Source organism: Paenibacillus massiliensis subsp. panacisoli DSM 21345 (assembly GCF_000426545.1).
GTDB classification, from domain to species: domain Bacteria; phylum Bacillota; class Bacilli; order Paenibacillales; family Paenibacillaceae; genus Paenibacillus; species Paenibacillus panacisoli.
Genome location: NZ_AUFO01000009.1, coordinates 237,591 through 263,888 on the forward strand (window position 1 = coordinate 237,591; position 26,298 = coordinate 263,888).

Consider the following 26,298-nt stretch of genomic DNA (forward strand, 5'->3'; position numbering starts at 1 on the left):
CCATCAGAGCTTATTCGAAGAGCTACGGACTATTCATAATGCTGGATAAGCTCCTTGTTGGAGGTAGTGACCGCATCAGCCCCAGCCTCCAAGGCTCGCTCCACGTCCTCTGTGGAACGAATCAGACCGCCTGCGAGAATCGGTATACCCGTACGCTCACGGACCTCCGCGATCATATGTGGCATAATGCCAGGGAGCACCTCTATATAATCCGGCTGTGTTTTCTTCAGCAAGGTGTAGCTTTTCTCGAGAGCCATCGTATCGAGCATGAAGACACGCTGAATCGCCAGAATGCCTCGCTTCTTGGCTGTCATAATCACACTGGAGCGGGTCGAGATCAGCCCGAAGGGACGAATCTCCTGACACAAGTATTGAGCAGCATATTCATCGTTCTTCAGACCCTGGATCAGATCGGCGTGCAGAAGCATTTTTTTCTTGCCCTGACGGGCCAGATCATGGAGCATGCGCAGTTGGCCAATATGCGTATCCAGGAACACCGCTACCTCATAGTTGCTCTCCAGCAGACTCTCGAACTGCTTGACATTCTTGGCCGCAGGCACGATGTGCTGTCCGTAAAATGGCATATCACGCCTCCTTATATTCAATATACAGAACACACAAATTACATTATATATAACGCCATTATATAAAGCACGATTTTATGCGGAAGGACCAGCTCGGTGTTATAACAATGCGTCAATTATAGTTATTCCCTATCGTCTACATATGATTTATATATTTCTCCAATTAAAGTCCTGTTGTTAAAATGAAGGAAAAGTTATAGGAGGCGTTGTTATGAATCTATCCGTGGAGAAGCTTTTTGATGCAATCGCCAGTGATTATGACCGGCAAAGAAAGCAACTAATTCCTTGCTTCGATGAGTTTTATGGGGTGGCCTTGTCCTTGGTTGAAAGCATCCATAGCTCCCCAAACATTCTTGATCTTGGTGCGGGTACCGGGTTGTTTTCTAGTATGGCCCTCCAAAAGTATCCTAACTCGCAGATTACACTAGTGGATCTAAGCGAAAAAATGTTGGAGGGAGCACGTGAGAGATTCCACCAATTAGACAATATCCACTATGTAGTTGGGGACTATTCTAACTTAACATTTTCCCAACCCTATGATATCGTCATTTCTTCATTGTCGATACACCATTTGACTCATACAGCCAAAAGGCAATTATTTTCTACAGTTTATCAGTTATTAAATGACGGCGGTATTTTTGTAAATGCAGACCAAGTAGCGGGTAATAATTCTCAAACCGATGTTTTTTTCAAACGACGTTGGCTAGAGCATATTAACGAAAGTGGACTTACCAAGGAAGCGATAGATGCATCTGTAGAAAGAAGAACGTTGGATATCAATGCAAAATTAGATGACCAAATCAATTGGATGGAGCAAGCAGGATTTCAAGATGTTGATTGTATGTATAAATACTATGATTTTGCCGTATTTTTCGGAAGAAAATGATGTGACCGCATCAGCACCTCCCCTCCACTTAACACAAGCATATATCATGATCTTGCTGCATACACAAAGCCCCCCTTGCGAGGGGTTTCTTCCGTTACCATTTGACAGGTGGAATTACATCTTCTATAATCAATCACAGACGTAATTGTAACATTAATAGTTACATTAATTTTATATACGAGTGCAGGTGTACTCATCAGATACCTTCACTCGATACAGACGAGAGGATGAATAATTATGAAGATCGCAGTAATTGGAGCTAGTGGTAAAGCCGGAAGCCGTATTCTGAAGGAAGCGCTGGATCGCGGACATGAAGTGACAGCTATCGTCAGAGATCGCGCCAAGGTTACAGAGAACGGAGTCAGTGTAGTGGAGAAAGATATCCTGTCCCTGACTGCTGCTGACCTGAACGGGTATGAGGTAGTTGTCAACGCATTTGCCGCTCCGATGGGGCAAGAGCAGCTTCATGTCGAAGCAGGCCAGGTACTGATCCAAGCCCTGCAAGGCACGTCTACCCGACTGATCGTCGTAGGCGGTGCAGGCAGCCTGTATGCAGATGAAGCCCAGACAATTCTTGTGAAGGATACTCCTGGCTTCCCGGACTTCGTATTTCCGACAGCAGACAATCAGTCCAAGAACCTGAACGATCTCAAGAGCAGTGCTAATCTGAGCTGGACATTCATCAGTCCTTCTGCTGAATTCGCACTTGGTCAGCGTACAGGCTCCTACCAGCTTGGTAAGGACAACCTGCTTGTGAACTCTCAGGGCAAGAGCTATGTCAGCTATGAGGACTATGCTGTAGCCGTGGTAGATGAGATTGAGAAGCCACAGCATGTGAACGCTCGTTTTACGGTAGTGTCCGAGGGTTAAGGCCCTTTCGACCTGACATCAGATTCGCTTAAGGTACTAAAGGTATATAGTAATGCTAGTGACGACACTCAGCCTCAATATACACACAACGGCCTGTATCGAGCTTATCGACACAGGCCGTTTCTTATATTTATCAGTTCATATATCCAGCTATGAGTTCATCCTAACAAAGTGTATACTTCAAGCGTGATTTTCGATTTCACGTTTATTGCAGGATCAGCAGACTGCTGTTCTCAACATTTCACTTAGACCCTGCCGCTTATCCTCATCCTTAGCCCCGTAAGAGCCACTGCTCCGCCTCCACCTTCGTTTCAAATACCCTGAAGTGATTGCTCTTATTGGCTTCCATCGCCATTTCCTTGAATCTGCCTTGATGAATCAGCTCGCCCGGGATGACTGCGGCCACCTGAAGCTGATAGTTGATCCACTTCTGAATCATTCCCCCAGCCACACCCGTGCCGAGCTTGAAAAAATCCTCCGATAACGCCTGACTGTGTAGCAGCATCAGGTGTACATCATTCTCCATACTTAGAGCAACCAGATCAACTGCATCCTGTTCCTTACTCAGCGGCGGTTCTGCAGAGATTACTTCGATATATTTTGTTTCCCCATTCTGCACTACTTGATAGTTCATGGACTGTGACTCCTCCTTTTGTCTGGTGTACAGCTCTTCAAGCTCACTGTGAAGCTCATGCACCCATTTAAGCTCATTGCGGTAAAAGGACAGCAGGTTGTCAGCTATTTTGTCTGCCACCACAGCCTCGCGTGCGTTGCGACGAGGGGAAGACATTCCGCGTCGGATCTTCTCCTGCTGGTATATAAGCTGTACGTTAATCCGGTCTTTATATTGCAGCAGCAGCTCTTTTAATTCCTCGTTGCTTAACTGATCCGAGCAAGCCAATTGGACGAGAAAGGCATTCTTGAAATCGGGAACCTCCGGCTCCGAGAGAGCCCATTCCTTCAAGCTGGCAAGCCCCTTCTCTGTAATACTGTAGATTTTCTTGGAGGGTGAGCTTGCCTGATGCTGAATTTCGTTGGTTACCATACCCTCCTCCAGCAGCTGTACCAGTGACTTATAGATCTGATTGTTGTTGCCGGACCAGTACAGAATGGTGGATTCCTCGAATACCTTTTTTAGCTCATAGCCTGTAGCAGGCCTCCAGCTGAGAATGCCAAGTATCGCATATTGAATAGACATGTTCGCACCTCTAATGTTATAGATAACTTGTGTTAATGGTAACATAGGTTATTACTAACGTAAATATGCAGAAAAACTGCCAGATCCGCATGAGTTGAAATCGTAGTCTCTCATACGGTCTGGCAGCTTCTCTATACAATAGGATATAAGATTCAACAGAATATTCAGACGATGATTAACTGGCATACCCAGCGGAGGAGCGCTTCTTTATACAGGTTGACGGAATCCAGGCTGCCGAAGCTGCTCATTAGTCAGATCCGCATGCTCTCCAGATTCATTCCGTTCCACGGAAGCCTTGATCGCTTCAGGTTCCTCAGTACTTTGAGCTCCCGACAGTCTCCGTCTCCTGTCTCGATAAGGATGATCCAGCTCATATAGCGCCTGATAACGGTGCGAATTCCTCAGGAGCTCTTGATGAGAGCCCTGCAGCATAATCGAGCCTTCCTCCAGAAACACAACCTGATCCATAGCGGCCGCTGCTCCCAAGTGATGAGTAACCCAGATGACTGTACGTCCTTGCAGCGTATCGAGCAGCGTCTCGGTCAGAGCGCGTTCCGTTCTGGGATCCAGCCCCGTCGTCGGCTCATCCAGTAGCACCACAGGAGCCTGTCGCAGCAAAATACGAGCCAGCGCAATCCGCTGTCGTTCTCCACCGGAGAAGCGTTGACCTGCTTCCAGCATCGGCGTATCGAGACCAAGCGGGAGCGTGTCCAGCAGAGGTCCAAGGCGAACCTGCTGAATGACTGCAGCCAACTCTTCATCCGTCGCATCCGATCTACCCAATCGAATGTTATTAGCGATCGTCGTGTCGAACAGATACGGCTTCTGCTGCAGTACGTCTACCCTTCCCATCTCGGGCCGTCCCACCTGAGCGGCGGGGCTTCCGTAGAGGCTCGCCTGCCCACCTTGCAGCGAGATAGCCCCCAGAATGACCTTGAGCAAGGTAGATTTCCCTGCTCCACTTCGCCCCAGGATGGCGATCCGGCTACCCTCTTCAAGCTGAAGAGAGATATCCTTCAATATCGCATCTTCGCCCTCGTAGCCACAGGTGACGTGCTCCAGGGATACAGCCAGCACTCCCGCTAGCGGCGGACTCTCCATGCTCACAGCCTGTTGTATGGCCCCCTGCACCTCATTCTGTTCACTCGCCTGCTTAGAAGCAGACATGAGTTCATGTCCATGAATCGGTTGAAACAGGGCCGTGTCATCATTCACTAAAGTATCCTTGGTCTCGTGCAACGTTTTTTTCTTCGCTGAGTCGAGGTTATTCAGTCGTCGTAGCGATTCCTTGTATTCTGGAATTCGGTCCACCGCCTCTGGCAAAGGAATGAACGCCTCGCTTAGCGGCAGCACCATCAATACGAATGCTGCGATGAAGGTCACCGTCAGATGCCCATCAGCGGTACGTAGCCCGCTCCAGATGAGCAGCATAAGGATCAAGCCAGCAATACCCAACTGCAGCAGAAAGGTCCGCACGGACGCCCAGTCCGCCAGCTTGCGCTCCAGCTCCATTGCCGCTCGCTCATCCGTCTCGCAGCGTTCAACCAGCTCTTTCGAGCGTCCACTAATGACCCAATCCGTCAATCCCAGCATCCCGTCCGTCAACGTGTTATACAATGATGAACGCTGTGCTTGATGGGCAATACGGGTATCCCGGGTCCTCTTCAATGACCACCAGGGGAGTCCCCCAGCGAGCAGTAAGGTGTATAGCCCCATGAATACAGCAAAATACAGGTCGAACCAGCCAAGGAACGCTACGGCTCCCCCATACATGAATAATGCAGTGATGCAAGGCAGAACTGTTCGTAAGTATACATCCTGCAAGTGCTCCACATCGTCAGCGAGCGAGCCTAGCAGCGTCCCCGCACGAAACCGCGAGCGGAGCTGTAGCGCCTGTGGCTCCAGCACACGGTACAGGCGGACTCGCATCCCTGCAAGCATGCGCAGGATGGCATCATGGCTGCTCAGCCGTTCTGCATAGCGTAAGGCAGCGCGACCCAGACCGAAGGCTCTGACACCGACAATCGGCACATAGACCATCAGAATATTTTCCGGGCGTAGGGCCGATTTGGAGATAAGGTAGCCAGAGGTGAATAGCAGTGCTACAGAACAAGCGGCCGTTAATATACCAAGCACGGCGGACAGGGACAATCGCCACTTCAGGCCTGCGACATGTGGATTCAACCATCCTCCATGCTGCTTCATAAGATCCCCTCCCACTGTGCATCAAGCATGTGCCAGTACGCTCCCTTACGCTCCAGCAGTTGGGCTGGAGACCCGTCCTCTACAATCCGGCCCTGCTCGACGACGAGCACCCGTTCCATGTCATTCATCCAGTGCATCCGGTGGGTAGCCAGAATTACCAGCTTCGATTCGAACAGCTGTAACATCATCTGCTTCAACTCGTATTCCGTCTCAATGTCCAGGTGTGCAGTTGGTTCATCTAATAGCAACACTGGGCGATCAGCCAGCCAGGCCCGAGCCAGCGCAATCCGATGTTCCTGACCGCCACTGAGCTGCCTTCCCCCACTGCCGAGCAGCGTATGCATACCATCAGGCAGTCTGGCTACTAACGGCCCAAGGCCGACTGCGTCAATGGCCTCCTTCACCCTATCATCCTCTGCATCCGGGGCGTAAAAGCGTACATTATCTGCCAATGACATGCTGAACAGATAAGGGTGCTGCGGAATATAGGCCACCTGACGCTTCCACTCCTGAGCATATAGAGCAACTGGCTCGATCCGACCACGGTTGGCATAGCGCAGCTCTGCTATCGCGCTCCCGTTGTCAGGGGTCATGAATCCCCCTAACAGCTCGATAAGCGTCGACTTGCCTGCTCCGCTCTCGCCTATAATCCCTATGGTCATCGGTCCGCTCAGGCGAGTCGTAATTCCAGCCAGCGCAGGAGCAGCAGCATCTTGATGCTGAACACAGACATCCTGTAGCTCAATCGTTAAGTCCAAAAGCCTGGGGCCGGATGACTGCAGAGCTGTCCTCTGCTTTTTCTGAGCTTCATGTTCTTCATGTCTATCTTGTTCTTGTTGTTCTTGTTGTTCTTGTTGTTCTTGTTGAGTCCTATCTGAGTCATCTGGATGAGTCTTGTTCCAGATACCCTCTGGCTGTGCCACATCTGATGGATCGAAGGGGCTCTCTGACATCGGTTCTGACTGTAGCCGAATTCTCTCTGCTGGAGTCGTATCCAGACTGTCTTCGGCGGATCGCTGGAAGACTGCTGAATCACCCACCTCCTGCAAGCTGTCCATAAGCTTGCGAATGGATTGGCCTGCTTCTTTACCATCCATCGTAGCATGGTAATCCGCACCCATCATACGCACGGGCATGAAGTATTCCGGTGCCAGCATTAACACGATGAGAGCAGGCAGCAGCTCCATCTGACCGTTAACCAGTCTCAATCCGAGCCCCACAGCGATCATGGCGACCGCCATCATGGTGAAGAATTCAAGCGCGAAGGAGGATAGAAATGCCAGCCTCAGCGTCTTCATCGTCGCTTGCCGATAGCGCTCACTGATGCTCTCTACCGAGGCGGCGTGCTTCTTGGATCTGCCCAGTAGCTTGAGCGTCTCCAATCCTCTGACCGAATCGAGAAAATGGTTCGACAGCTTGCGATAGACGTTGTGCTGATCCCGCGTATGCTTCCCTGCCGTTAGCCCCACCAGAATCATGAACACGATCAATAATGGAAGCATAACGGCAAGGATTACCGCTGACATGCGATCCTGCATCCATACATAGACCAATATGAAAATGGGGGTGATCCCCACAGCTCCCATTCGGGGAAAGGTCTTCTCCACATAGGCACGATATTGCCCGATTCCCTCCCGAATCAGGGTAACCAAATGACCTGTTCCTTCCTTGGCAGACCGACGCGCACCCTGATGCAACAACCGTGTGAGCAGCTCACGCCGTAGACTCGAACCTGTGCGTTCTGCAAAATCGAATGAAATCCGTCGCACAGCCGCATCTGCTGCCTGCCTGGACAAAAAGGCACACAAGAACAGATCAATCCTTTCCAGCTGCTGGCGTAGTGACTCTCCATCGAAGAGCCCCACGACTGCTTCAGACAGCCATTTGGCCTGCATGAGAATCGCCAGCGACTGGATGATGATCAATACGGCAATACATGCAAAGGTGAGCCGCGCACCCTTCAAATGCAATACATCGTGTCCCATTAGTATTCCAAATGCCCTTTCTCATGTACCCGCTTGCGGAATACAATGTAGCTCCAGATTTGGTAGCCGAGCACGAAAGGCAACAGGCTACAGGCTACGATGGTCATGACCTTCAAGGAGTACGGTCCCGAGGAAGCATTATATACGGTCAGATCGTACATACTTCCCAGCGAGCTGACCATGACCCGTGGAAACAGCCCGATGAAGACAGAGGCAATAGCTAACGCAATCACTGTACCTGTCATCGCAAAGGCCCAGCCATCCCGGCCCTGATTAATAAAGTAGCCTGCCAGCACATAAGCAGCTGCACCCAGCACGGCAACTACAGCGAGTACTCCTCCTCTGACAGCAAATACGTCTGTGTAAAGGAAGGTTAGTACCGCGAAGATCAGAAGCAGTGCCGCTAGCGGAATGAGCAGCTTGCCTGCCAGCTTGCGTGCGCGCTCCTGCAGGTCATCCATCGTGCGTAGCGTCGTGAACAGCAATCCATGCACAAGGCATAGTAACGTTACCGCCGCTCCGCCAGCCACGGTATACAGGTTCACAATGTCAAAGAATCTTGCTCGCATATGCATGTCGCCATCAATAGGCAACCCCTGCATGAACGTCGCGAATACAACACCCAACAGGAATGGAGGCAGGAAGCTACCCAAGAAGATCACGATATCCCAGCTCTTGCGCCAGCGTGCACTATCCACCTTACCCCGGAATTCAAAGGCTACGCCGCGCCCAATCAGGGCCAGCAGCAGGAAGACGAGCGGAATATAGAAGCCGCTGAACATCGTCGCATACCAATTCGGGAATGCCGCGAACATGGCTCCACCCGCCGTGAGCAGCCATACCTCATTTCCATCCCAGAACGGGCCAATCGCGTTAATCAGCACACGACGCTGCCCATCTGTCTTCGCAATCAATGCAGTAGACATGCCTACCCCGAAATCGAAGCCCTCCAGAAAGAAGAAACCAATGAACAGCACGGCCACCAGAATGAACCACAGCTCATTTAAAGACAGCATAAGCGCCCCCCTCTACACCAAACGGATCATGTAACGGCTGTTCGGCTTCAGTCTTCAAGTCCGGCCCTTTTTTGATATATTTCACGAACAGAAATACCGTAATCGCTGCCAGCGCAGCATACGCTCCTGTAAACGCAATGATGGAGAAGAGTAGCATGCCGCTGCTGACATTTGGCGATACGCCCATGTCCGTAGTCATATATCCGAAGACCGTCCAAGGCTGCCGCCCAATCTCCGTCATAATCCAGCCGGAAGTATTCGAGATGAATGGCAGACATATGCCGAATACCATCATCTTGAAGTACCATGGCTTCGCCTGCTCCAGCTTGCCACGAAGCGACAGATAGATGCCGTAGCCGCCCAGCAGCAGACTCAGACAGCCCGCCGCGATCATGATGCGGAAGCTCCAAAAGGTCGTGCGTACAGGGGGTATGTAATTGCCCTCGCCGTAGGTCTGCACATACTCGGCCTGCAGCTCGTTGATGCCTTTGACCTCACCCGAGAACTTGCTGTAGGACAGATAGCTCAGCAGTCCTGGTACCTGCAGCTCCCAGTTGTTCTTTTGTTCATCCGGATCAATGAAAGCAATGACATTCCAGCCCGCAGGGTCTCCACTTTTCCCCCATAGTGCTTCGCTCGCCGCCATCTTCATCGGCTGGGTCTTGACCAGATACTGAGCCTGGAAATGCCCCGAGAAAGCCACGCCGAAGAAGGAAATAACAAGCATGATGACTGCGATCTGAAAAGAATGACCGAATAGCTGAGCGTCCTGCTTCTTCATGATCTTCCATGCGCTAATGCCTGCTACAAGTGCACCACCTGTCATGAGCGCTCCGAAGATCGTATGCGGGAATTCTACCAATACCTGCCCATTCGTAATCAACGCGAGAAAATCGTTCATCTCCGCACGGCCATTATTAATCTGGAAGCCTACCGGATGCTGCATGAAGGAGTTCGCCACCAGAATCCAGAACGCCGAGAACAACGTTCCGATGAAGACCAGCCAGATGCACATCAGGTGCAGCTTCTTGGACAGACGCTCCCAACCGAAGATCCAGAGGCCAAGGAAGGTAGATTCCAGAAAAAAGGCCAGCAGTGCCTCTATAGCCAGCGGTGCTCCAAATACGTCCCCTACGAAGCGCGAATATTCCGACCAGTTCATCCCGAACTGGAACTCCTGAAGGATTCCCGTCACGACCCCAACAGCAAAGTTAATCAGGAACAGCTTGCCCCAGAACTTGGACATGGCTTTGTACGCAGGCTTGCCCTTGATGACATACAATGTCTCCATAATCGCAATGAAGAGTGCCAGGCTAATGGATACAGGTACAAATAAAAAGTGAAAAATCGTGGTCGACGCATACTGGATACGCGACAGCATTAACGGGTCCATGACCTTGTCCTTCCTTTCGTCTAAACGTTTTTACATTTTGCGAAAAAATTCACATCAATTTCCGCGAAATGCGTTCTGAAAGTATTGTGTCAGAAGCCTATTTTTTTATTTGTGATAATAATCACAAAATAGGCGGCAGAAATCGAAAAAATGTGAGTAGGATCACAGAAGATACTGGAATGGCCTGAATGGCTAAGAGAGAGGGTGATCTGTAAACGGGTATTTTGGGGCACCTAATGAATGAAGCGTAATGAGACAGGAAGAGAGATAGCTTGCGTTCAGCGCTTGCAGCAACGATAATTTATGATAACCAAATGTCTTCATACCATTATAACCACATGCCGGATAGGAGATGACATACATTGAGCACCCACTTGACCGAGCTGACACTCGAACAACTGAGTATAGAAGATACAGATGGGCTGTTGCAGCTAACCACCCACGTACAGTGGGATTACAGCGAGCAGGAGGTACACACCTTACTGAAGGTCGGTACCCTCTTCGGTCATCGCGACCCCAGCGGGCAGATTGTGTCCAGTGCGGCCATTCTTCCATATGGAGATCGACTGGCCTCGATCGGACTGGTCATCGTCAATGAACGGTACAGAGGGGCTGGTCTTGGGGCCAGTCTGATGCAAGCCTGCATAGAGGCAATCCCCGAGCACGTCCCACTTATGCTAATCGCTACCACGCAAGGTGAACCATTGTATAAAAAGCTGGGCTTTCAGACGGTATCCAGCGTGTACAAGCTGCTGCGAGACAGTACTGTCACTCCACTACCAGAGCGCGAAGCCCCAATGGAATATAGCATCGTTCCGTTCTCTAAGGAGCTGCTTCCTGCACTGACGCGGCTGGACGAGTCCTCCATCGGAGCGGACCGGAAGAAGTTAATGGAAGCACGCGTACAACAGGCTGACAGAGTCATGGTCGCAACAAGGTCCGATGGGACACTGGTCGGCTACGGTATGGCTGTACCGGTCAGTGACAAGCTCGTGCTAGGTCCTATCGTGGGTACAGATGCTGCGATGGCAGTACAGCTCATCAAGGCACTTGCCAAGGACGCTTCAAGCACTCTAAGAATAGATATTCCTGAGGGACAGGAGGAGCTGCGCGATCTTCTCCTTCAGTTAGGATTCAAGTCCTCTTCTCACCCGCCGGTCATGCTCAGGAATTCCGAGCAGCTTCCACCGAGACAGGACACTTATTTCGCCATCGCTAGTCAGGCGCTTGGTTAAGTATACAGAAGCAAATATAAGCCCCTGATCATCTAAATGACGATCAGGGGCTTCATGCCGATTTCACTGAGACAGAGTGGGAGAAAGAGTAACTCTTTTAATAAAACAGGCCTTCACAGTTCGCCGCGTTCGACATAACGTCCTGCATCCGTCTTCGGCTCGTGACCCCAGATCATGGACTGAAGCAGCATGCCGCTAACGCCAAGCAGCCCTACAACACTGCCAATCGCCAAGAACGAGATACCCGGCCCTGCCATCTGAATAAGTACACCCCCAGCTAGTGGCGCGCCAATCATCACGGCACCTAGCACGGTATTCTGGATTCCAAATATTCTGCCTACGAGATGAGCTGGCGTCTCGGATTGGAGGATGTAATTTTGCGTCACCATATAGAGTCCGTTACCCAGCCCGATCAGGACACCAGCAACCAGCAGGAGCCAGATCGGACTGCCAGGCGGCAGTACGCCCAACACAGCAATAGCACCGCCAATGAACAGGTAACCTCCGCCAAGCCCCCAGCCTGCCCCAATATGATTCATCCGGTTCAATACCATGATTACAGCCACCGCCCCAATGCCGATCGCCGAGATCAGCCAGCCTACCAATGACTCATCCCCTGGATAGATGGTTCTCAGCAATGTAGCGAACTGATAATCAATCATCAGGATAGCCATAATGCCGAACAGGCCGAAGATCAGGGTATGCAGCAGTCGCTTCGTCCTCACAATATATGCCCAGCCTTCACGCCACTGCGCCAGAAAGCCCTCTTCATTCTGTTTAGCTATTGTATTTGCATCTATGGCAGCTTGATGAGGAGTGCTCTGTCCTCCGCCTCCGTTCGACGTCAACATGCCAGATGACGCAGGCGCCAGCTTGCTGGACAGTCCGCGCAGCGGCCACAGCAGTGCAGCCGAGCAGAGTCGGGCCACCGCATTCAGTGCAATGCACAGCTGGGGCGACAGCAACACTAGCAGCATCGCTCCCAGCAAGGGACCAGCCACCTTGGACCCCTGTCCTACCAGGCCATTCCACGAGGCTGCCTGCAGCAATTGGTCCGAAGGTACAATGACCCGGGTAAGCCCTTGCTGAGCGGGCAATTGGAAGACAGACGCGCAGGCACGAAGAGCGAGCAGGGGCAGCAGCCAGGCTATTCCTGGAGCGAACAGTACCGCGAGCGTCAAGCAAGCAGCAGCTAGATCGCTCAGCATCATAAGCCTCGCCTGTGGCAGCCGATCGGCCAGCGTCCCCGCCAGCGAGCTGAGCAACAAGCCCGGTAGGGCCATCACCACCGGAATGAGGGCAATCATCATGGGGTCCGCTCCCCAGCGGTAGACCACCAGCACCTGAATAGCGATAGCGTCGAACCATTCCCCTAGCGAGGCCAGGGCGTGAGCGGAGAATAGCAAGCGGAAGGAGCGATTACGCAGCAGTCCTGATGTGTCTTTTCGTCGAGCAAAAAATGGCATAGTCTCCACCTCTTCATTGATCTGTAGAGACAGTATAACTGCGTTATGTCAGAGGTTTATCAGAAGGAATAGCTCATCTGGCATTCATGGCAATCAGGAGTACATCCCCAGTCTTACCAGAACTGATTTCAGGTGAAAAAACTAAAGAGCGCAGTGGTTAGCGGATAGCGACTCTATACGCACAGTTGATCTAGTCAAAATACTAGCCCATGCGTAGATGTGTCCTCAACCACTGCTCCAGCCGAGGTCGCTGCTCGGTGATGTTATATTTTGCGTCCAGCATCTGATAATGCTCTGCATATACCTTCTCCAAGCGCTCATGAGGAGCATAGCGCTGTAAGAAGGATTGAATTCTGCACACTGCCTTGATCTGTAGCAGGCTCTGCCGAGCCATCTCGAAGATACCCATCCCCTCCTGCAATAGCGCCTCCGCCTCCGCTTCCCGGCCTTCCAACAGACGCCACAGTCCCTGGTTCACACGATACCCAGCCAATTCACGCAGGTAAGGGGCATCCTGCAGCTGTTGCTCCAGTCGCTCGGCTACAACAGCTACCCGGACCAGATCGCCTTGGGCGAGATACAGGCTCATCTCGACGAGAGCGACAGGCATTCGGAAGCCTTCCAATTGCTCCGTCTGTACAACCTCATAGGCTTCCTTGAGCCGTTCAGGCAACTCTTCAAGTCTTCCATATTCAATATAGAAATCAAGAATATTCAGTATTCGTAGCTCACGATGCTGCTCGGGGAACAGCCTCCGATCAGCAAGTGCTCGCTCTCCCATCGCCAGCCCTTCAGCAGTAGCCGGAGCTGTCGCAGCATAGATCAGCAACATCCAGTACATTCGCTCCTCAGGAGGTAGCTGGGTCTGCTCCAGGAACCATGCCGCATCCGCGTCCAGGAAATGAATATACATCAGGTAGTAGGGGTCGATCTCCACGCCAAGCACTTGCTGCTGAGCGGCAAGCATCGACAGTGAATGCCCCTGCCCGAACAAATGATACTTGCGCAACATTTGTTGGACAGCGTCCTGCATCTCCTGGTCCTTCCAGGATGGAACAGATATCTGCTCTGGCTGGTCAACCGCTAGGCTGTACCCGTAGCCCCGAATCGTATAAATCTGTATGCTGCCGATCCGCTTCAGCTTGCGCCGTAGACGATACACATGATCATCCACCGTTCGTTCCACAGGACTCTCCAGCCCCCATACCAGATCAAGCAGCTGCTCTCGTGACAGAGCCTGCCCGCGGTGCCGATACAGGCATTGCAGTAATGCATATTCCTTGGCCAGTAGCTCCACGGTACTCTCCCCGTCACTGACTCGCCGTTGTGTATGATCGAAGCTGAGTACTGCCATCACTTCAAGCCTCCAGTTCTATCCATTGCTGTTCCAATCGAGCGGCAAATGACTTGCAGCTGTGTATCAACGAATATATCGGTTCTTGCCAGCTCCTATCCCCACCATGAGTAAGCAGAGACTGAGGCCTATCAACAGAATTAGCGGCACCGACCAGTTCTCGGTCATATCGTGCAAATAGCCGAACAGGACAGGACCAGCGGCTGCGAGTATGTAGCCTACAGACTGAGCCATACCCGAGATCTCTGCTGCCTCTTGGGCTGTGCGCGTGCGTAGCGTGAAGAACATCAGGACAAGCCCGAATGCCGAGCCGCCTGCAATCCCTATGCTAATGACCGAGAACACAATCCATTCGTCTCCCCCAAGCCATAGACCACTAAGTCCACTTATATACAGGAGACTCATTATACATACGAGCGGTAACTGATTTTTCATCCTTCCAGCCCATATCGGCACCAGGAATGTCAATGGCAGCTGGGAGAGCTGCATTAGTGACATCATCCACCCTGCGGCAGAAGAGGAAATCCCCCTCACAGCCATCATCTCCGGGAACCAGGCAACAAAGACATAATACAAAATCGACTGCAGCCCCATAAAAATCGTAATCTGCCAGGCTAAAGGACTCGTCCACATGCCTGCACTGCGAGTAGTGGAGATCTGTACGACAGGGGACTTGGTGCTCTGCAGCTGTGGAACCCATAGCAGGAGAGCTGCCCCCGCTGTACAAAGCCAGATAGCCAATGAGCCACTCCAGCCCTGAGCAAGCAGCATCGCGAGCGGGACACTGATTCCCGAAGCAATCGAAGCCGAGATGTTCATAGACACACTGTATACTCCAGTCATCAGACCAATGTTCCCGGGAAAGCGCTTCTTGATTAAGCTTGGCAGCAGCACGTTACATATTGCGATTGCCGCACCTATAAGAATTGTGCCTGTGAACAACGGAATTACGCCGCCCAACCAGCGGACTCCAATACCGATGGTCAGCAGCAGCAAGGCCGCACCAAGCACGTTGGATAAGCCATAACGCTTTGCGAATCGGGGTGCAACCGGAGATAACACGGCGAAGGCGAGCAGCGGCAAAGTTGTCAGCATGCCACTCATGGCACTGGACAAGCCAAGCGACTCCCTAATCAGCCCGATGAGTGGCCCCACCGAGATGAAGGGAGCTCGCAAATTCATAGCAATAAGAATAATTCCGACTATCAGAAGCCCGGCTCCGGCTTGCTGCCGGGAGGTCCGGGCTGTTCGTTCTTCCACTCCAGCTTTCATCTGTCTATCATCCTTTGAATTCTTTTGTACTTGAGGCTTGCTTACATGCTTCACGCTTGATCATATCTATAGTATTGAAGCCTTTGCACAGAAGCCCGTCATCCATTCCAGTATAGCACGGTGATGCAAGCCGACTTTTCCCATAACGGGGAAGCAAGCGGACTTTCCTAATAAATGAAGAAAAAACGTAATTGCCTGCGCTATTATCACCACAGACATTACGTTTTCTCCGATCCTTACCAACAGTTACGATCACGGACCCCATCCATGAAATCTACACTGCATATCAAATGCCTACACTGCACGTCGAAAGCTACCTTAAGCTGATCTCTTAAGCTATGTTTGCTGCTACAGCATTTCTTCATTTGATGCGAATGATGCTAAGGCTTATAACTCATAAGGCTTGATCCACAGCAACCCTCGGGTTGAAGTTGACTAGCTATTAACGAACGAGCCAGCCGCCATCAATGGCCAGAATATGACCGTTCATGTAGTCAGAACCACGACTTGCCAAGAATACTACGACGCCCATGAGGTCGGATGGAGCTCCCCAGCGACCCGCAGGAATACGGGACAGGATCTCTTGGTTACGTGCTTCGTCTGCACGGATCGGAGCCGTGTTGGCTGTCTCGATATAACCTGGAGCAATCGCGTTGATCTGTACGTTGTGTACAGCCAGCTCATTAGCGAAGGCTTTGGTAATCCCCGCAACCGCATGTTTACTTGCTGTGTAAGGAGGAACGAATTTACCACCTTGGAAGGCCAGCATGGAAGCGATGTTGATGATCTTACCGCTCTTCTGCTCAACCATGACTCTAGCTACCGCTTGGCTCAGGAAGTATACGGAGTTCAGGTTGATCTCCATAACTGCATCCCAATCCTCTGGCTTGTACTCAAGCAATGGAGCACGACGAATTGTACCCGCATTGTTCACCAGCACATCAATGCGACCATAGGCATCCAGACATGCCTGTACTACACCGTCCAGAGCGGACTTGTCTGTCAGGTCAGCTTGATGGAACGCTACCTTGGAGCCTGCCTTCTCGATTAGTTCGCGCGTCTCATCCCAGTTCTGATCATACGTAACGATGAAGAGCTCGGCGCCTGCTTTTGCCAATGCTACAGCATATCCTTGACCAAGGCCGCTGTTACCGCCAGTCACGATTGCCACTTTGCCTTTCAGACTAAAAAAGTCTAACGAAAATTGTTCCAGACTCATTGTGGATTCCCCCAATAATTAATGTACGAACCGGGTCACCAGAGCTCCCGGCAGCCCGCCCGCTATACAAAATCAAAGCAATATTGCCTGATTACCAGCACATAAAGCTATTTCTTGCTAATGACCTGCTGCGCCTTGGCTACATATTGTGCAGCCGTCTCGGTGATCAGATCGTAGCGTCCATCCTTGGCCGGAGCCGTCAGATTGCCGCCGATGCCGACAGCGATACAGCCGTTGTTCAGCCACTCTTGAATGTTGTCCAGGTCTACGCCGCCTGTTGGCATGATTTGCACGTGAGGCATCGGACCTTTGACCGCTTTTACAAAATCAGGACCCAGTGCGCTACCCGGGAACAGCTTGAGCACATCCACGCCCAGCTTCAGGGCTTCCTTCATTTCATTCAGCGTCATGCAACCAGGCATGTAAGGCACGCTGTACAGGTTACACATCTTGGCAGTCTCCTCGTCAAAGGAAGGACTCACCACGAACTCTGCACCAGCAATAATGGAAATCCGAGCCGTGAGCGGGTCCAGTACCGTTCCTGCACCGATCACAGCTTTATCCTTGAATATGGATTTGAGCTTACGAATGACCTGATCTGCCTCTGGCGTCGTGAACGTCAGCTCGATATTGGTCAGACCACCCTCGATGCAAGCTTCAGACATCTTGAAGGCAGAATCCGGATCATTGGCACGAATAACAGCCACGACACCCAGGGATTGAAGATTGTTCAGCACTCTCATTTTGTTCATTGTTGCATCCTTCCCGGATTAACGCAGCTCATCCATGGCTACAGCGTCCATATCCTTGTAAGTGTAGTTTTCTCCGGCCATAGCCCAGATGAAGGTATAGTTACCTGTCGCCGATCCACAGTGGATAGACCAAGGCGGGGAAATGACAGCTTCCTCATTCTTCATGACAATGTGGCGCGTCTGAGTCGGCTCGCCCATCATATGGAACATACGAACTTGCTCAGCCATCTCGAAGTAGAAGTATACTTCTGTGCGGCGGTCATGCACGTGTGTAGGCATGGAGTTCCACACGCTGCCTGCATTCAGGGCAGTCATCCCCATACACAGCTGACAGCTTTGGATGCCGTCCTCGTGAATGTATTTGCGCAGCACACGGCTATTAGCAGTCTCTTGAGAGCCGAGGTCATCAGCAGGCACTTCGGAGAAGGCAAGCTTCTGAATCGGATATGTCTTATGAGCATTAGCAGATACGAAATAGAATTTCGCAGGGTTAGAGGAGGATTCGCTCTCGAAGATCAGCTCCTTGCTGCCCAGGCCCACATACAGGCAATCCTTCAGCACCATCGGGTAAGTCTCGCCATCTACACGAATCGAACCCGGTCCGCCAACATTGAAAATACCAATCTCCCGGCGCTCCAGGAAATAATCAGCTTTAATCTCGTCATAGCCCTTCAGCTCGACTGGTCCGTTCACAGGCAGAATACCACCAGTAATCAGACGATCCTCCAGTGAGTAGCAAGCTCTCACTTCATCAGCTACGAATAGATCTTGAATCAAATAGTGCTCACGAAGCTCCTCCGTGGTAAAGGTCTTGGCATGCTCGGGATGAGTGGAATAACGTTTGTCCATGTCTCAAAGCCTCCGTTAGATAAAATTTTATTCTTTATTTACTAATTTAATTATGTCTACACCGCAAATACTAATTAGAATTAGAACTAATGTCAATGCAATTCTACACAATTTACGCAAATTTGGCGAAATGGTAACGTTTTATTTACAATATAAAGAAAAAATAACGTTGCACTATATTTATTTCAGGCGATGTTGAATCGTTTATTGTTAAAAACCGATTTATGTGTTATTTTCATGAGGAATAAGGTACACCCTACTACGTTTAATAAACTGGAACTAAAATCAAGGAGGAACATAAGGATGAATAATACCTTGGATGCCATTACGTTCGGAGAGCCCATGGCCATGTTTTATGCCAATGAAGTGGGTCCTTTACATGAAGTTAATTCTTTCTCCAAGGCGATGGCCGGGGCTGAGACGAATGTAGCATCAGGTCTGTCCCGCCTTGGCAAGAAGGTCGGCCTGGTTACACAGCTGGGTCAGGACAGCTTCGGTAAATTTATCGAAAATACACTGCTGCACGAGGGCATTGATACTTCGAATGTTCATTTTACAGACCAACATCCAACAGGCATGCTGGTGAAATCCAAGGTGGAGACCGGGGACCCAACGGTAGAATATTTCCGCAAAAATTCAGCCGCCTCCAAGCTGAGTCTGGCTCACTTTAACGATGATTATTTCAATTCGGCCCGTCATTTGCATATGACAGGAATCTCGCCAGCACTCTCCGCGAGCTGTCATGAATTCGCCCTGCACGCGATGAAGTTCATGCGCAAGCAAGGGAAGACGATCTCCTTTGACCCGAATCTGCGTCCGAAGCTGTGGCCGGATACCGAGACGATGGCCAAGACGATTAATGAGCTGGCTGCTCATTGCGACTGGTTCCTGCCGGGCATCGGTGAAGGGAAGATCCTGACAGGGTATTCTGATCCTGAAGCCGTAGCGGCTTTCTATCTGGATCGTGGTGTATCGCTCGTCGTCATCAAGATGGGCGCAGAGGGAGCTTACTACAGAACGGCGGAGACCTCTGGCTTCGTGAAGGGCTTCAAGGTAGACAAGGTGGCCGATACTGTCGGAGCAGGTGATGGATTCGCGACTGGTGTCATCAGCGCATTGCTGGAGGATCTGGCACTGGAGGACGCGGTACGCCGTGGTAATGCCATTGGTGCCCTGGCTGTCATGTCTCCGGGGGATATGGATGGACTGCCGACACGCGAAGGTCTGGAAGCGTTCTATAATTCGCAGGGGCATACTTTTGTCGGTAATAAGTAATACTTGTCCTTCATAAGTAAACTTTACTACTCATTTGCTGCTCATAAGCAAACAAGATACTATACTTTGGTGCTATACCTTTACTAGACGTATGGGACCATACGGGCAGCATTCCTGGCTGAAATAGTTAAGGACCACCGCTCTCCAATTTTCTTGGAGGGCGGTGGTCCTTCTTTGTAGCAAGAGGAGGTAGTATGACGATTATTGAACAGAGTATAGATATGCAATATGCTTTACTTATGCCGCAAGACTTGCCGAGATCAAACAAGCATTCTTGCTCCTAATATCCGAGCAATTACGACTGCTCCTCGATAATAACCGTTCCCCATGGCTCCAGTGTAAGCTGCTGCCCCTGTGTAATCTGCTCGTCACTCAAAAGAGAATGTCCAGCACCATACGTATAATTCAGAGATAGCGGCTCATCCGAATAGTTAAAGTAGAAATGCACCTGCTGGCCTTGCTCATTCACGCTATGCTTCACAACAGCCGGGAACGACAGCTCCTGATCCGCGCCCCATAGACCGATGTCCCTTACAATGTGCTCCAGCACCGCACGGATGACCTCCGGTGTCGTGAAGCACCCGATGTAGGCCGCACTGCCTTTGCCATAGCGATTCCTTGTAATGGCTGCATACTCACCCCAATGCGGATGATCGTAAGAGGCCAGTACCTCTGCACCCTCTGGCACCAGCAGCTCCATCCATTCCTTCACCTCTGTATCCAGCCCTGCCAGCTCTAGTACGCCGCTCTTCAGGCGGGTGCCCCGTGGCTCAACGAACAGCTGATAGGTCGCTCCGCACGCCTCACTGATAATCCCGGGCTGCATGACTGTACGCACCTTGACGTTCTCGTCGGTGAAGCCGGATTTGAAGGCATAGACGACATGCCCCCCCTGCTCCACATAGCGGTTCAAGCGCTGCAAATATGAATCAGGCACGGTGTACAGCGGTGGTACAACGATGAGGTCATAGTCCTCCAGCTGTCCATTTTCCGGGTTCAGAATGTCGACACCGACATTCATGCGATAGAGCTGGTCATAGAGCAAACGGAATACATCGTTGTAATTGTAAGGCGTCTGCCCGCTGAACGGTCTTCCTGCGAATGGGAACCATTCAAGTGCGGTGTAGCTCTCGTTACTGATGACCATACCTACCTTATTCTGCTTCCGCAAGCCAGTCAGTCGGCCAGAGATCTGAGCGAATTCGCGCCCAATGACCTTCGCTTCGTTATATACCGGATTCGGACGCAGGTCATGACTGAGCAAGCCCTTCCAATACGTCTCCGCTGAATTGTGAATCGAGTGCCAATGCCAATATTCAACCATGACTGCCCCAGAGGCGAGGTGGCTATAAGCCTGCTGGCGGAGCTGTCCCGGATATGGAACCCACTGCTTGAACGCCTGCGCCTCGGTCTCCAGCACGAAGTATGGCTGGTGCTTGGTCGAGCGTATAATGTCTCCGCCGAAGGATATTTCCAGCCCGGTCAGCTCGCCCTGGCTCGGATGGTAGATATCTACCCCCGTCACATCAAGTGCCTTGGAGGCCTCGAAATGATTCACGTCTGGCTGAATACCATAAGAATAGCCCCGCCATTCAAAATCAAAGTTATGGGTGACAAATTGATCCTCCCGCGCATATTCGCGGACCAGCTCCACCTGCCAAGCGAGGAAGTCCGTTACGAGCTGCCGCTGAAAACGGGAAAATTCCGCGCCCAGACTTCCATTAATGGTGCCGACAACGGACGGAAAATCCTCCCAGCTGTTAATGCGGTTGCTCCAGTAGTCCAGCCCGTATTCATGGTTCAGCTGATCCAGGTCGCCATTGAACTTGTCCTTCATATACTTGACGAACATGAACTGTACATTGGGACCGACCGTTCCATAATGCTTCGTCTCATTATCTACCTGAAAGCCGATGACGGCTGGATGCTCGGCGACACGGGCAATCAGCTTGCGGATGATACGCTCTGCGTAGCGCAGGTAGACCGGACTCGTAATGTCCATAATCTGTCTGGCACCATAGCGTCCCGGTCCATTCTTCGTAACGGCCAGCACTTCTGGGTAGGCCTTGACGAGCCAGGTAGGCACAGCATAGGTCGGCGTCCCGACAATGACATCAATACCAGCGCGGTGCATAGCTTCCAGTACGCGATCGACAGAGCTGAAGTCGAATATGCCATCCTGTGGCTCATGTGTGCTCCACGTACTCTCGGCGATTCTCACCAGATTGATCCCCGCGTCTTTCATCAGCGCAATGTCCTCTTCTAAGCGGTCATACGGCATATATTCATCGTAGTAGGCAACACCATAATATAATTTTTCGGGCTTGTAGCTCACTTGCGACTCCTCCTCGAATGGATTCATGTAAGCGCTTCGTCAATCATGCTTATTATTCATTATGTAGATAATCGTGTAGAATGAATATAGTCAATCCTGGGGGACAATTTACCCAAATCAAAGGTGATATAGATGAATGAGCATCATTCCATAGATAACCCGCTCTTAACGAATGCCCGGCGGCTTCCGGTGCTGGATTGGAATATCAGCTTCTTCGGGGCCCATACCCAGAAGGTGGATAGGGGCTGGCATGTGCCGTCTGACCTGCATCTGGCCTTCGAGATGATCTGGGTGCTGGAGGGCAGCCAATCCACACAGCTTGAGCAGGACAGCTATGAAGTCAAGCAAGGCGATATCCTGATCATTCCGCCCGGCTTCCAGCATGAGATTCACTGTACCGATCCGCAGGGCATGACGTATTTTTGTGCTCACTTTGACATTGATGACCCTGTATTCATGACTACCATGATTCAGAAATGCGAGATTCTGTACCGCCAGGACCACGAGTACAACGCTGAATTACAGCAGATTCTGCAGCGCTGGGTTGCTCTCACCGACCAGGAAGCGCCTTATTCCTTCCGAACGAAGATGGAGGTGCAGATCATCCTCTCGGAGCTGCTGATTGCCCTGGATCGGATGCTGGAGAGCAGTCCTTCTCCCCTCCAACCCGCAGGCATCAACAACACCAAGTACGCTAAGGAAATCGCCGAGATGATCAAGACGTCGTTCAAGCAGCAGGTGCTCCACCCTGAATCAGCAGAGACGGACGAGGGACTGTATATTGAGCGCATTATTCAATCTATCGGACTCAGTGCAGGCTATGGATATGAGGTGTTCAAAAAGGTATACGGCTTGTCGCCCCGTCAATATTTATCCCAATTGAAGCTGAAGGAAGCGCGCTTGCTGATCAAGAAACCCGGTCTCTCGATCCAGTCCATCAGTAAGCGGCTTGGTTACAAGAACGCCTCTCATTTCAGCAGACAATTCAAGCGTTGGACGGGGCTGTCCCCTCTCGAATATCGGGAAAGGTACGAGTGAGGTCACAGCTTAAGCAGTGCAGTCTACGGAACGAATAGGAATAACCACGAAAAAGTTGAAATCACTTGTCCATATGATGAAAAAAGGAGAGATTCACCGTGTTGATCAGACTCAACTGGATCACGCTGCGTGTACGCAATCTGGAGGCATCCATCGACTTCTACCACGGAAAGCTTGGGCTGCAGATACAGCGCAGATTTGAAAGCCGTGGACGGCAAATTGCCATGCTGGGCATGGAAAATGAAACATCACTTGAACTGATTGAGGGCAGCGAAGTCATTCTCAAACCAGAAGCGGGCGTGTCCATAGGTTATGAGGTGGGGTCACTAGAGGAAGCTATGGAGCGCCTGACAACATGGGGGATTCCGATTATACGCGGCCCCGTCCAGCCGAATCCCCATCTGCATTTTATATACATCGCTGACCCCGACGGATTCGAGGTGCAACTGGCTGAGCATATGTAATCAGTATGCATCAACCATATACCGTTTATTACTCACTCCATTGGACTAAGTGCAAGCTACGACTATGATGTGTTCCAAAAGGTATATCTTTGAAAAACGCCGCTAAGTAGTTCCCTCCAGCATCAGACTTCCGCCTAACAGGTCAATCGACAGCTCCATCAGCAGATAAACAGGGGGCAAAGGTCATCTCCGGAGCTAATCACCGAGAAAAAGCTCTCAAGCCGCAGCAAGCTGCATGGCCGGAGAGCTTCTCGTATCTACAATAACAATTAATCCCCAAGCCCTTCCAGAGCCTCACTGCCTGTCACTTCGCTCTGATCAGTTCTCTGGCTTGCTGACGGATTCGCCCTGAATCAGCTGCGGCACGAAGCGATAAATGATCGGCACCGCGTCGCCTTCCTCCTCAATGGCGGACAGCAGCGTCTTGGCTGCCTGCTTGCCCATCTCGGCGATCGGCTGCCGAATCGTCGTAATCGACGGATTGTATATATGTGCGAACTGAGCATCATCTATACCGATAATCGAGATATCACGCGGGATGCGCATGCCTTTTGCATTCATATATTGGAGAATCTCCGCCAGCACAATATCGTTCCCGGCTAGTAATGCGGTAGGCCGCTCATCGAGCGCGAACAGCTCATCCAGTGTGGAGAAGATCTCGTCTCGCGATACACTGCGAATATAGTCCTCACGGATCGGCAAGCCATACTCCTCCATGACCTTCTTATAACCACTGACTCGTTCGACACGGGGCGTGATCCGGTTCACTCCCAGTGGAGGCGTCAGGAGAGCAATACGCTGATGACCATGCTGTACCAGCTCCTGAATACCGATCTTGACAGCCATGTCATTATCGAGAAGCAGACTTTGCGTCGTGACTCCCTCTACCAGACGATCCAGGAAGACCAGTGGGAACTTCTCATCCACCAAGCGGTTGTAGGCCTCTGCATTTTTGCCTGTCGGGAAAATAATCAGTCCATCCACCTGTCTGGCGATCAGCATCTCAATGTGCTTGTTCTCCTTGTCAGGATTCTCATCAGCGTTGCAAATAATAACCTGAATGCCATATTGCTGCAGCTCATTCTCGATAGCCCGGATGCCCTGAATGGACAGCGTATAGTCCAGATTCGCCACAATGATACCGATCATGAAGGAACGGTTATTCTTCAGACTACGAGCAGCCCCGTTGGGCTGGTAATTCAGCTCCTTGATCACCTGTGCGATTCGTTCCTTGGTGCTATCGCTCATATATTTATAACGCTTGTTCAGATACTGCGATACGGTACTCTTCGATACACCGGCCTTCTGGGCCACATCCTCAATCGTTAACCTTTTCATGCCTAATCTCCTTACACGCCGCGGAATATGGTAAGTCGGACAAGTCCGACCTGCGGGTCATTATTAGCCTGTCTCCCATCCCCGCAACAGTTGTATTAGAAGTATACTTTTTTTTTAGTAAATTTTCTATAACGTTTTATAAAACTATTATTAAGCTTGTCCAGAGCATGGTAAAGAGAAACCATGTTCATTTTTAATTTTAGATGATAGGATGTACATATTAAAAAGATAGAGATTTCAGAAAACGGGAGAGAAACCATGCAAAAAGTAGAAACATCAGAGCAAGCCCTGAGCAGCAGCGGCCGCTTTCCATTAGCTTTATTCTGCCTCACGGCTGGGGCATTTGCCATCGGGATGACGGAATTCGTCATCATGGGGCTGTTGCCCAATGTGGCCAGAGACCTGGACGTTACGATCGCACAGGCGGGACAGCTGATCACTGGTTACGCACTTGGCGTAGCCTTGGGTGCGCCCATCCTGACTATTGCCACCAGTAAAATCGCCCAAAAGCAGCTGCTATGCCTGTTGATGGTCATCTTCATCATCGGGAATCTGGTTGGAGCGTTGGCCCCTAGTTATGGATTGCTGATGGGCTCTCGTCTCGTTACCGCGTTGGCCCACGGCACCTTCCTCGGCACAGGGTCCTTGATCGCGGCCAGACTGGTTCGTCCAGATAGACGAGCTGCCGCAGTCTCCATGGTACTGGCAGGATTGACCATTGCCAATATTATCGGCGTGCCATTCGGTACCTTGATCGGGCAGCAGCTCGGTTGGCGGGCTTCCTTTGGGGCCATCACAATTATGGGCATCATATCTCTGATCGGGATTATTACGATGATTCCCAAGATTGAACAGACGGAGCAACCAAGCCTATCCAAGGAGGTTAGCAGCCTCTTTCAGCCTCAGGTGCTGCTGATTCTGGCTACAGGCGCCTTTGGATGCTGCAGTATGTTTGCAGTGTTCACGTACATTACCCCCATGCTGACAGATGTCGCCGGCTTTCAGGAGAGCAGCGTAACCTGGATTCTGGTCATGTATGGAATCGGTGTGACACTGGGGAATCTCATCGGTGGGCGCCTTGCGGACTGGAAGCTGATGCCGTCGGTGATTACCATCTTCATCATTTTGTCCGCACTGCTACTGATCCTGTCGGGCGTGCTGCATATTCCGGCGCTGGCGCTGATCTTTATTTTCCTATGGGGAATGGCGGCCTTCGGCATTATGCCAGGCATTCAGCTGCGCATTATGAATCTGGCCCATGAAGCTCCACGCCTGGCGGCTACATCCAGTCATTCCGCACTCAATCTGGGGAACGCTGCTGGTGCCTTCATTGGCGGTGTAGTGCTCACACAGGCTGGACTGGTCTATGTACCACTTGTCGGAGGATTGATTGCCGCGATCGGCACGGTTGGAGCTATCTTGAGCTATTACATGGTTGAGAAACGGAAGGCTGTATGACCTCCGTTCTCTTCGCAGCTTAGACAGAATTAATACAGCAAATTGCATAGGACCCAGAAATGTAAACAGCGACTCTCCGAGCAAAGGAGAATCGCTGTTTTGTTGT

General features: G+C 51.1%; 21 protein-coding genes. 7 read left to right on the forward strand and 14 right to left on the reverse strand.

The genetic code is table 11. The annotated features are described in order from the left end of the window. Positions 1 to 29: 29 nt before the first annotated feature. Positions 30 to 584, reverse strand: coding sequence for a glycerol-3-phosphate responsive antiterminator (locus K331_RS0107800; RefSeq protein ID WP_028589848.1), 555 nt, complete (start codon positions 582 to 584; stop codon positions 30 to 32). 211 nt (positions 585 to 795) lie between these two features. On the opposite strand from K331_RS0107800, the gene K331_RS0107805 reads away from it, so the two are divergent. Together K331_RS0107805 and K331_RS0107810 are read left to right on the forward strand one after the other, a co-directional pair. Then, positions 796 to 1,470 carry a class I SAM-dependent methyltransferase gene (locus K331_RS0107805; RefSeq protein ID WP_028589849.1) on the forward strand — a complete coding sequence of 225 codons (675 nt, stop codon included), beginning with the start codon at positions 796 to 798 and terminating at the stop codon, positions 1,468 to 1,470. 237 nt (positions 1,471 to 1,707) lie between these two features. Next, positions 1,708 to 2,340 carry an NAD(P)-dependent oxidoreductase gene (locus K331_RS0107810; RefSeq protein WP_028589850.1) on the forward strand — a complete coding sequence of 211 codons (633 nt, stop codon included), beginning with the start codon at positions 1,708 to 1,710 and terminating at the stop codon, positions 2,338 to 2,340. Positions 2,341 to 2,611: 271 nt separating this feature from the next. On the opposite strand, the gene K331_RS0107815 is transcribed toward K331_RS0107810, so the two are convergent. From K331_RS0107815 to K331_RS0107835, 5 genes are all read right to left on the reverse strand, one after another. Next, positions 2,612 to 3,538: a DUF4180 domain-containing protein gene (locus K331_RS0107815; RefSeq protein ID WP_028589851.1), complete on the reverse strand. Its 927-nt coding sequence runs from the start codon at positions 3,536 to 3,538 to the stop codon at positions 2,612 to 2,614. A 207-nt stretch (positions 3,539 to 3,745) separates the two neighbouring features. Then, a complete protein-coding gene (gene cydC, locus K331_RS0107820; RefSeq protein WP_028589852.1) occupies positions 3,746 to 5,743 on the reverse strand; it encodes a thiol reductant ABC exporter subunit CydC in 1,998 nt (665 codons plus the stop codon). Next, complete coding sequence (locus tag K331_RS0107825) at positions 5,740 to 7,713, reverse strand: ABC transporter ATP-binding protein/permease (RefSeq protein WP_226383551.1); 1,974 nt, start codon at positions 7,711 to 7,713, stop codon at positions 5,740 to 5,742. The genes cydC and K331_RS0107825 overlap by 4 nt, the downstream gene beginning before the upstream one ends. A 14-nt stretch (positions 7,714 to 7,727) precedes the next feature. Next, the gene (gene cydB, locus K331_RS0107830; protein ID WP_028589854.1) at positions 7,728 to 8,744 is read right to left on the reverse strand and encodes a cytochrome d ubiquinol oxidase subunit II; all 1,017 of its coding nucleotides are present in this window, start codon (positions 8,742 to 8,744) and stop codon (positions 7,728 to 7,730) included. Beyond that, on the reverse strand, positions 8,728 to 10,137 hold the full coding sequence (locus K331_RS0107835; protein WP_028589855.1) for a cytochrome ubiquinol oxidase subunit I: 1,410 nt from the start codon (positions 10,135 to 10,137) through the stop codon (positions 8,728 to 8,730). Before K331_RS0107835 ends, cydB begins: the two co-directional genes overlap by 17 nt. Positions 10,138 to 10,499: 362 nt before the next feature. Here K331_RS0107835 and K331_RS0107840 point away from each other — a divergent pair, with 362 nt between their 5' ends. Then, positions 10,500 to 11,372, forward strand: coding sequence for a GNAT family N-acetyltransferase (locus K331_RS0107840; RefSeq protein ID WP_051289711.1), 873 nt, complete (start codon positions 10,500 to 10,502; stop codon positions 11,370 to 11,372). Positions 11,373 to 11,485: 113 nt separating this feature from the next. Here the strand turns inward: K331_RS0107840 and K331_RS0107845 are convergent, their stop codons facing one another. The 6 genes from K331_RS0107845 to kduI form a co-directional block, all read right to left on the reverse strand. After that, the gene (locus tag K331_RS0107845; RefSeq protein WP_028589857.1) at positions 11,486 to 12,838 is read right to left on the reverse strand and encodes an MFS transporter; all 1,353 of its coding nucleotides are present in this window, start codon (positions 12,836 to 12,838) and stop codon (positions 11,486 to 11,488) included. A gap of 202 nt (positions 12,839 to 13,040) precedes the next feature. Then, positions 13,041 to 14,192, reverse strand: a complete 1,152-nt coding sequence (locus K331_RS0107850; RefSeq protein ID WP_028589858.1) for a winged helix-turn-helix domain-containing protein — start codon at positions 14,190 to 14,192, stop codon at positions 13,041 to 13,043. Between the two features lie 66 nt (positions 14,193 to 14,258). Continuing rightward, positions 14,259 to 15,464: a CynX/NimT family MFS transporter gene (locus K331_RS0107855; protein WP_028589859.1), complete on the reverse strand. Its 1,206-nt coding sequence runs from the start codon at positions 15,462 to 15,464 to the stop codon at positions 14,259 to 14,261. 442 nt (positions 15,465 to 15,906) lie between these two features. Further along, complete coding sequence (gene kduD, locus K331_RS0107865) at positions 15,907 to 16,683, reverse strand: 2-dehydro-3-deoxy-D-gluconate 5-dehydrogenase KduD (protein WP_018883990.1); 777 nt, start codon at positions 16,681 to 16,683, stop codon at positions 15,907 to 15,909. Between the two features lie 107 nt (positions 16,684 to 16,790). After that, positions 16,791 to 17,435: a bifunctional 2-keto-4-hydroxyglutarate aldolase/2-keto-3-deoxy-6-phosphogluconate aldolase gene (locus K331_RS0107870; protein ID WP_018883989.1), complete on the reverse strand. Its 645-nt coding sequence runs from the start codon at positions 17,433 to 17,435 to the stop codon at positions 16,791 to 16,793. Positions 17,436 to 17,453: 18 nt separating this feature from the next. Further along, positions 17,454 to 18,284, reverse strand: coding sequence for a 5-dehydro-4-deoxy-D-glucuronate isomerase (gene kduI, locus K331_RS0107875; protein ID WP_018883988.1), 831 nt, complete (start codon positions 18,282 to 18,284; stop codon positions 17,454 to 17,456). Between the two features lie 303 nt (positions 18,285 to 18,587). Here kduI and K331_RS0107880 point away from each other — a divergent pair, with 303 nt between their 5' ends. After that, the gene (locus tag K331_RS0107880) at positions 18,588 to 19,559 is read left to right on the forward strand and encodes a sugar kinase (protein WP_028589860.1); all 972 of its coding nucleotides are present in this window, start codon (positions 18,588 to 18,590) and stop codon (positions 19,557 to 19,559) included. Positions 19,560 to 19,854: 295 nt separating this feature from the next. Here K331_RS0107880 and K331_RS0107885 read toward each other — a convergent pair whose 3' ends face one another. Continuing rightward, positions 19,855 to 21,894, reverse strand: coding sequence for a beta-galactosidase (locus K331_RS0107885; protein ID WP_028589861.1), 2,040 nt, complete (start codon positions 21,892 to 21,894; stop codon positions 19,855 to 19,857). A 132-nt stretch (positions 21,895 to 22,026) separates the two neighbouring features. On the opposite strand from K331_RS0107885, the gene K331_RS0107890 reads away from it, so the two are divergent. Both K331_RS0107890 and K331_RS0107895 read left to right on the forward strand, forming a co-directional pair. After that, positions 22,027 to 22,932 carry a helix-turn-helix domain-containing protein gene (locus K331_RS0107890; RefSeq protein ID WP_028589862.1) on the forward strand — a complete coding sequence of 302 codons (906 nt, stop codon included), beginning with the start codon at positions 22,027 to 22,029 and terminating at the stop codon, positions 22,930 to 22,932. Positions 22,933 to 23,030: 98 nt separating this feature from the next. Beyond that, complete coding sequence (locus tag K331_RS0107895; protein WP_028589863.1) at positions 23,031 to 23,396, forward strand: VOC family protein; 366 nt, start codon at positions 23,031 to 23,033, stop codon at positions 23,394 to 23,396. 318 nt (positions 23,397 to 23,714) lie between these two features. On the opposite strand, the gene K331_RS0107900 is transcribed toward K331_RS0107895, so the two are convergent. Then, positions 23,715 to 24,734: a LacI family DNA-binding transcriptional regulator gene (locus K331_RS0107900; protein ID WP_018883980.1), complete on the reverse strand. Its 1,020-nt coding sequence runs from the start codon at positions 24,732 to 24,734 to the stop codon at positions 23,715 to 23,717. Positions 24,735 to 24,992: 258 nt separating this feature from the next. On the opposite strand from K331_RS0107900, the gene K331_RS0107905 reads away from it, so the two are divergent. Continuing rightward, positions 24,993 to 26,192 carry an MFS transporter gene (locus tag K331_RS0107905; RefSeq protein ID WP_036634389.1) on the forward strand — a complete coding sequence of 400 codons (1,200 nt, stop codon included), beginning with the start codon at positions 24,993 to 24,995 and terminating at the stop codon, positions 26,190 to 26,192. The last annotated feature ends 106 nt before the right edge of the window (positions 26,193 to 26,298 follow it).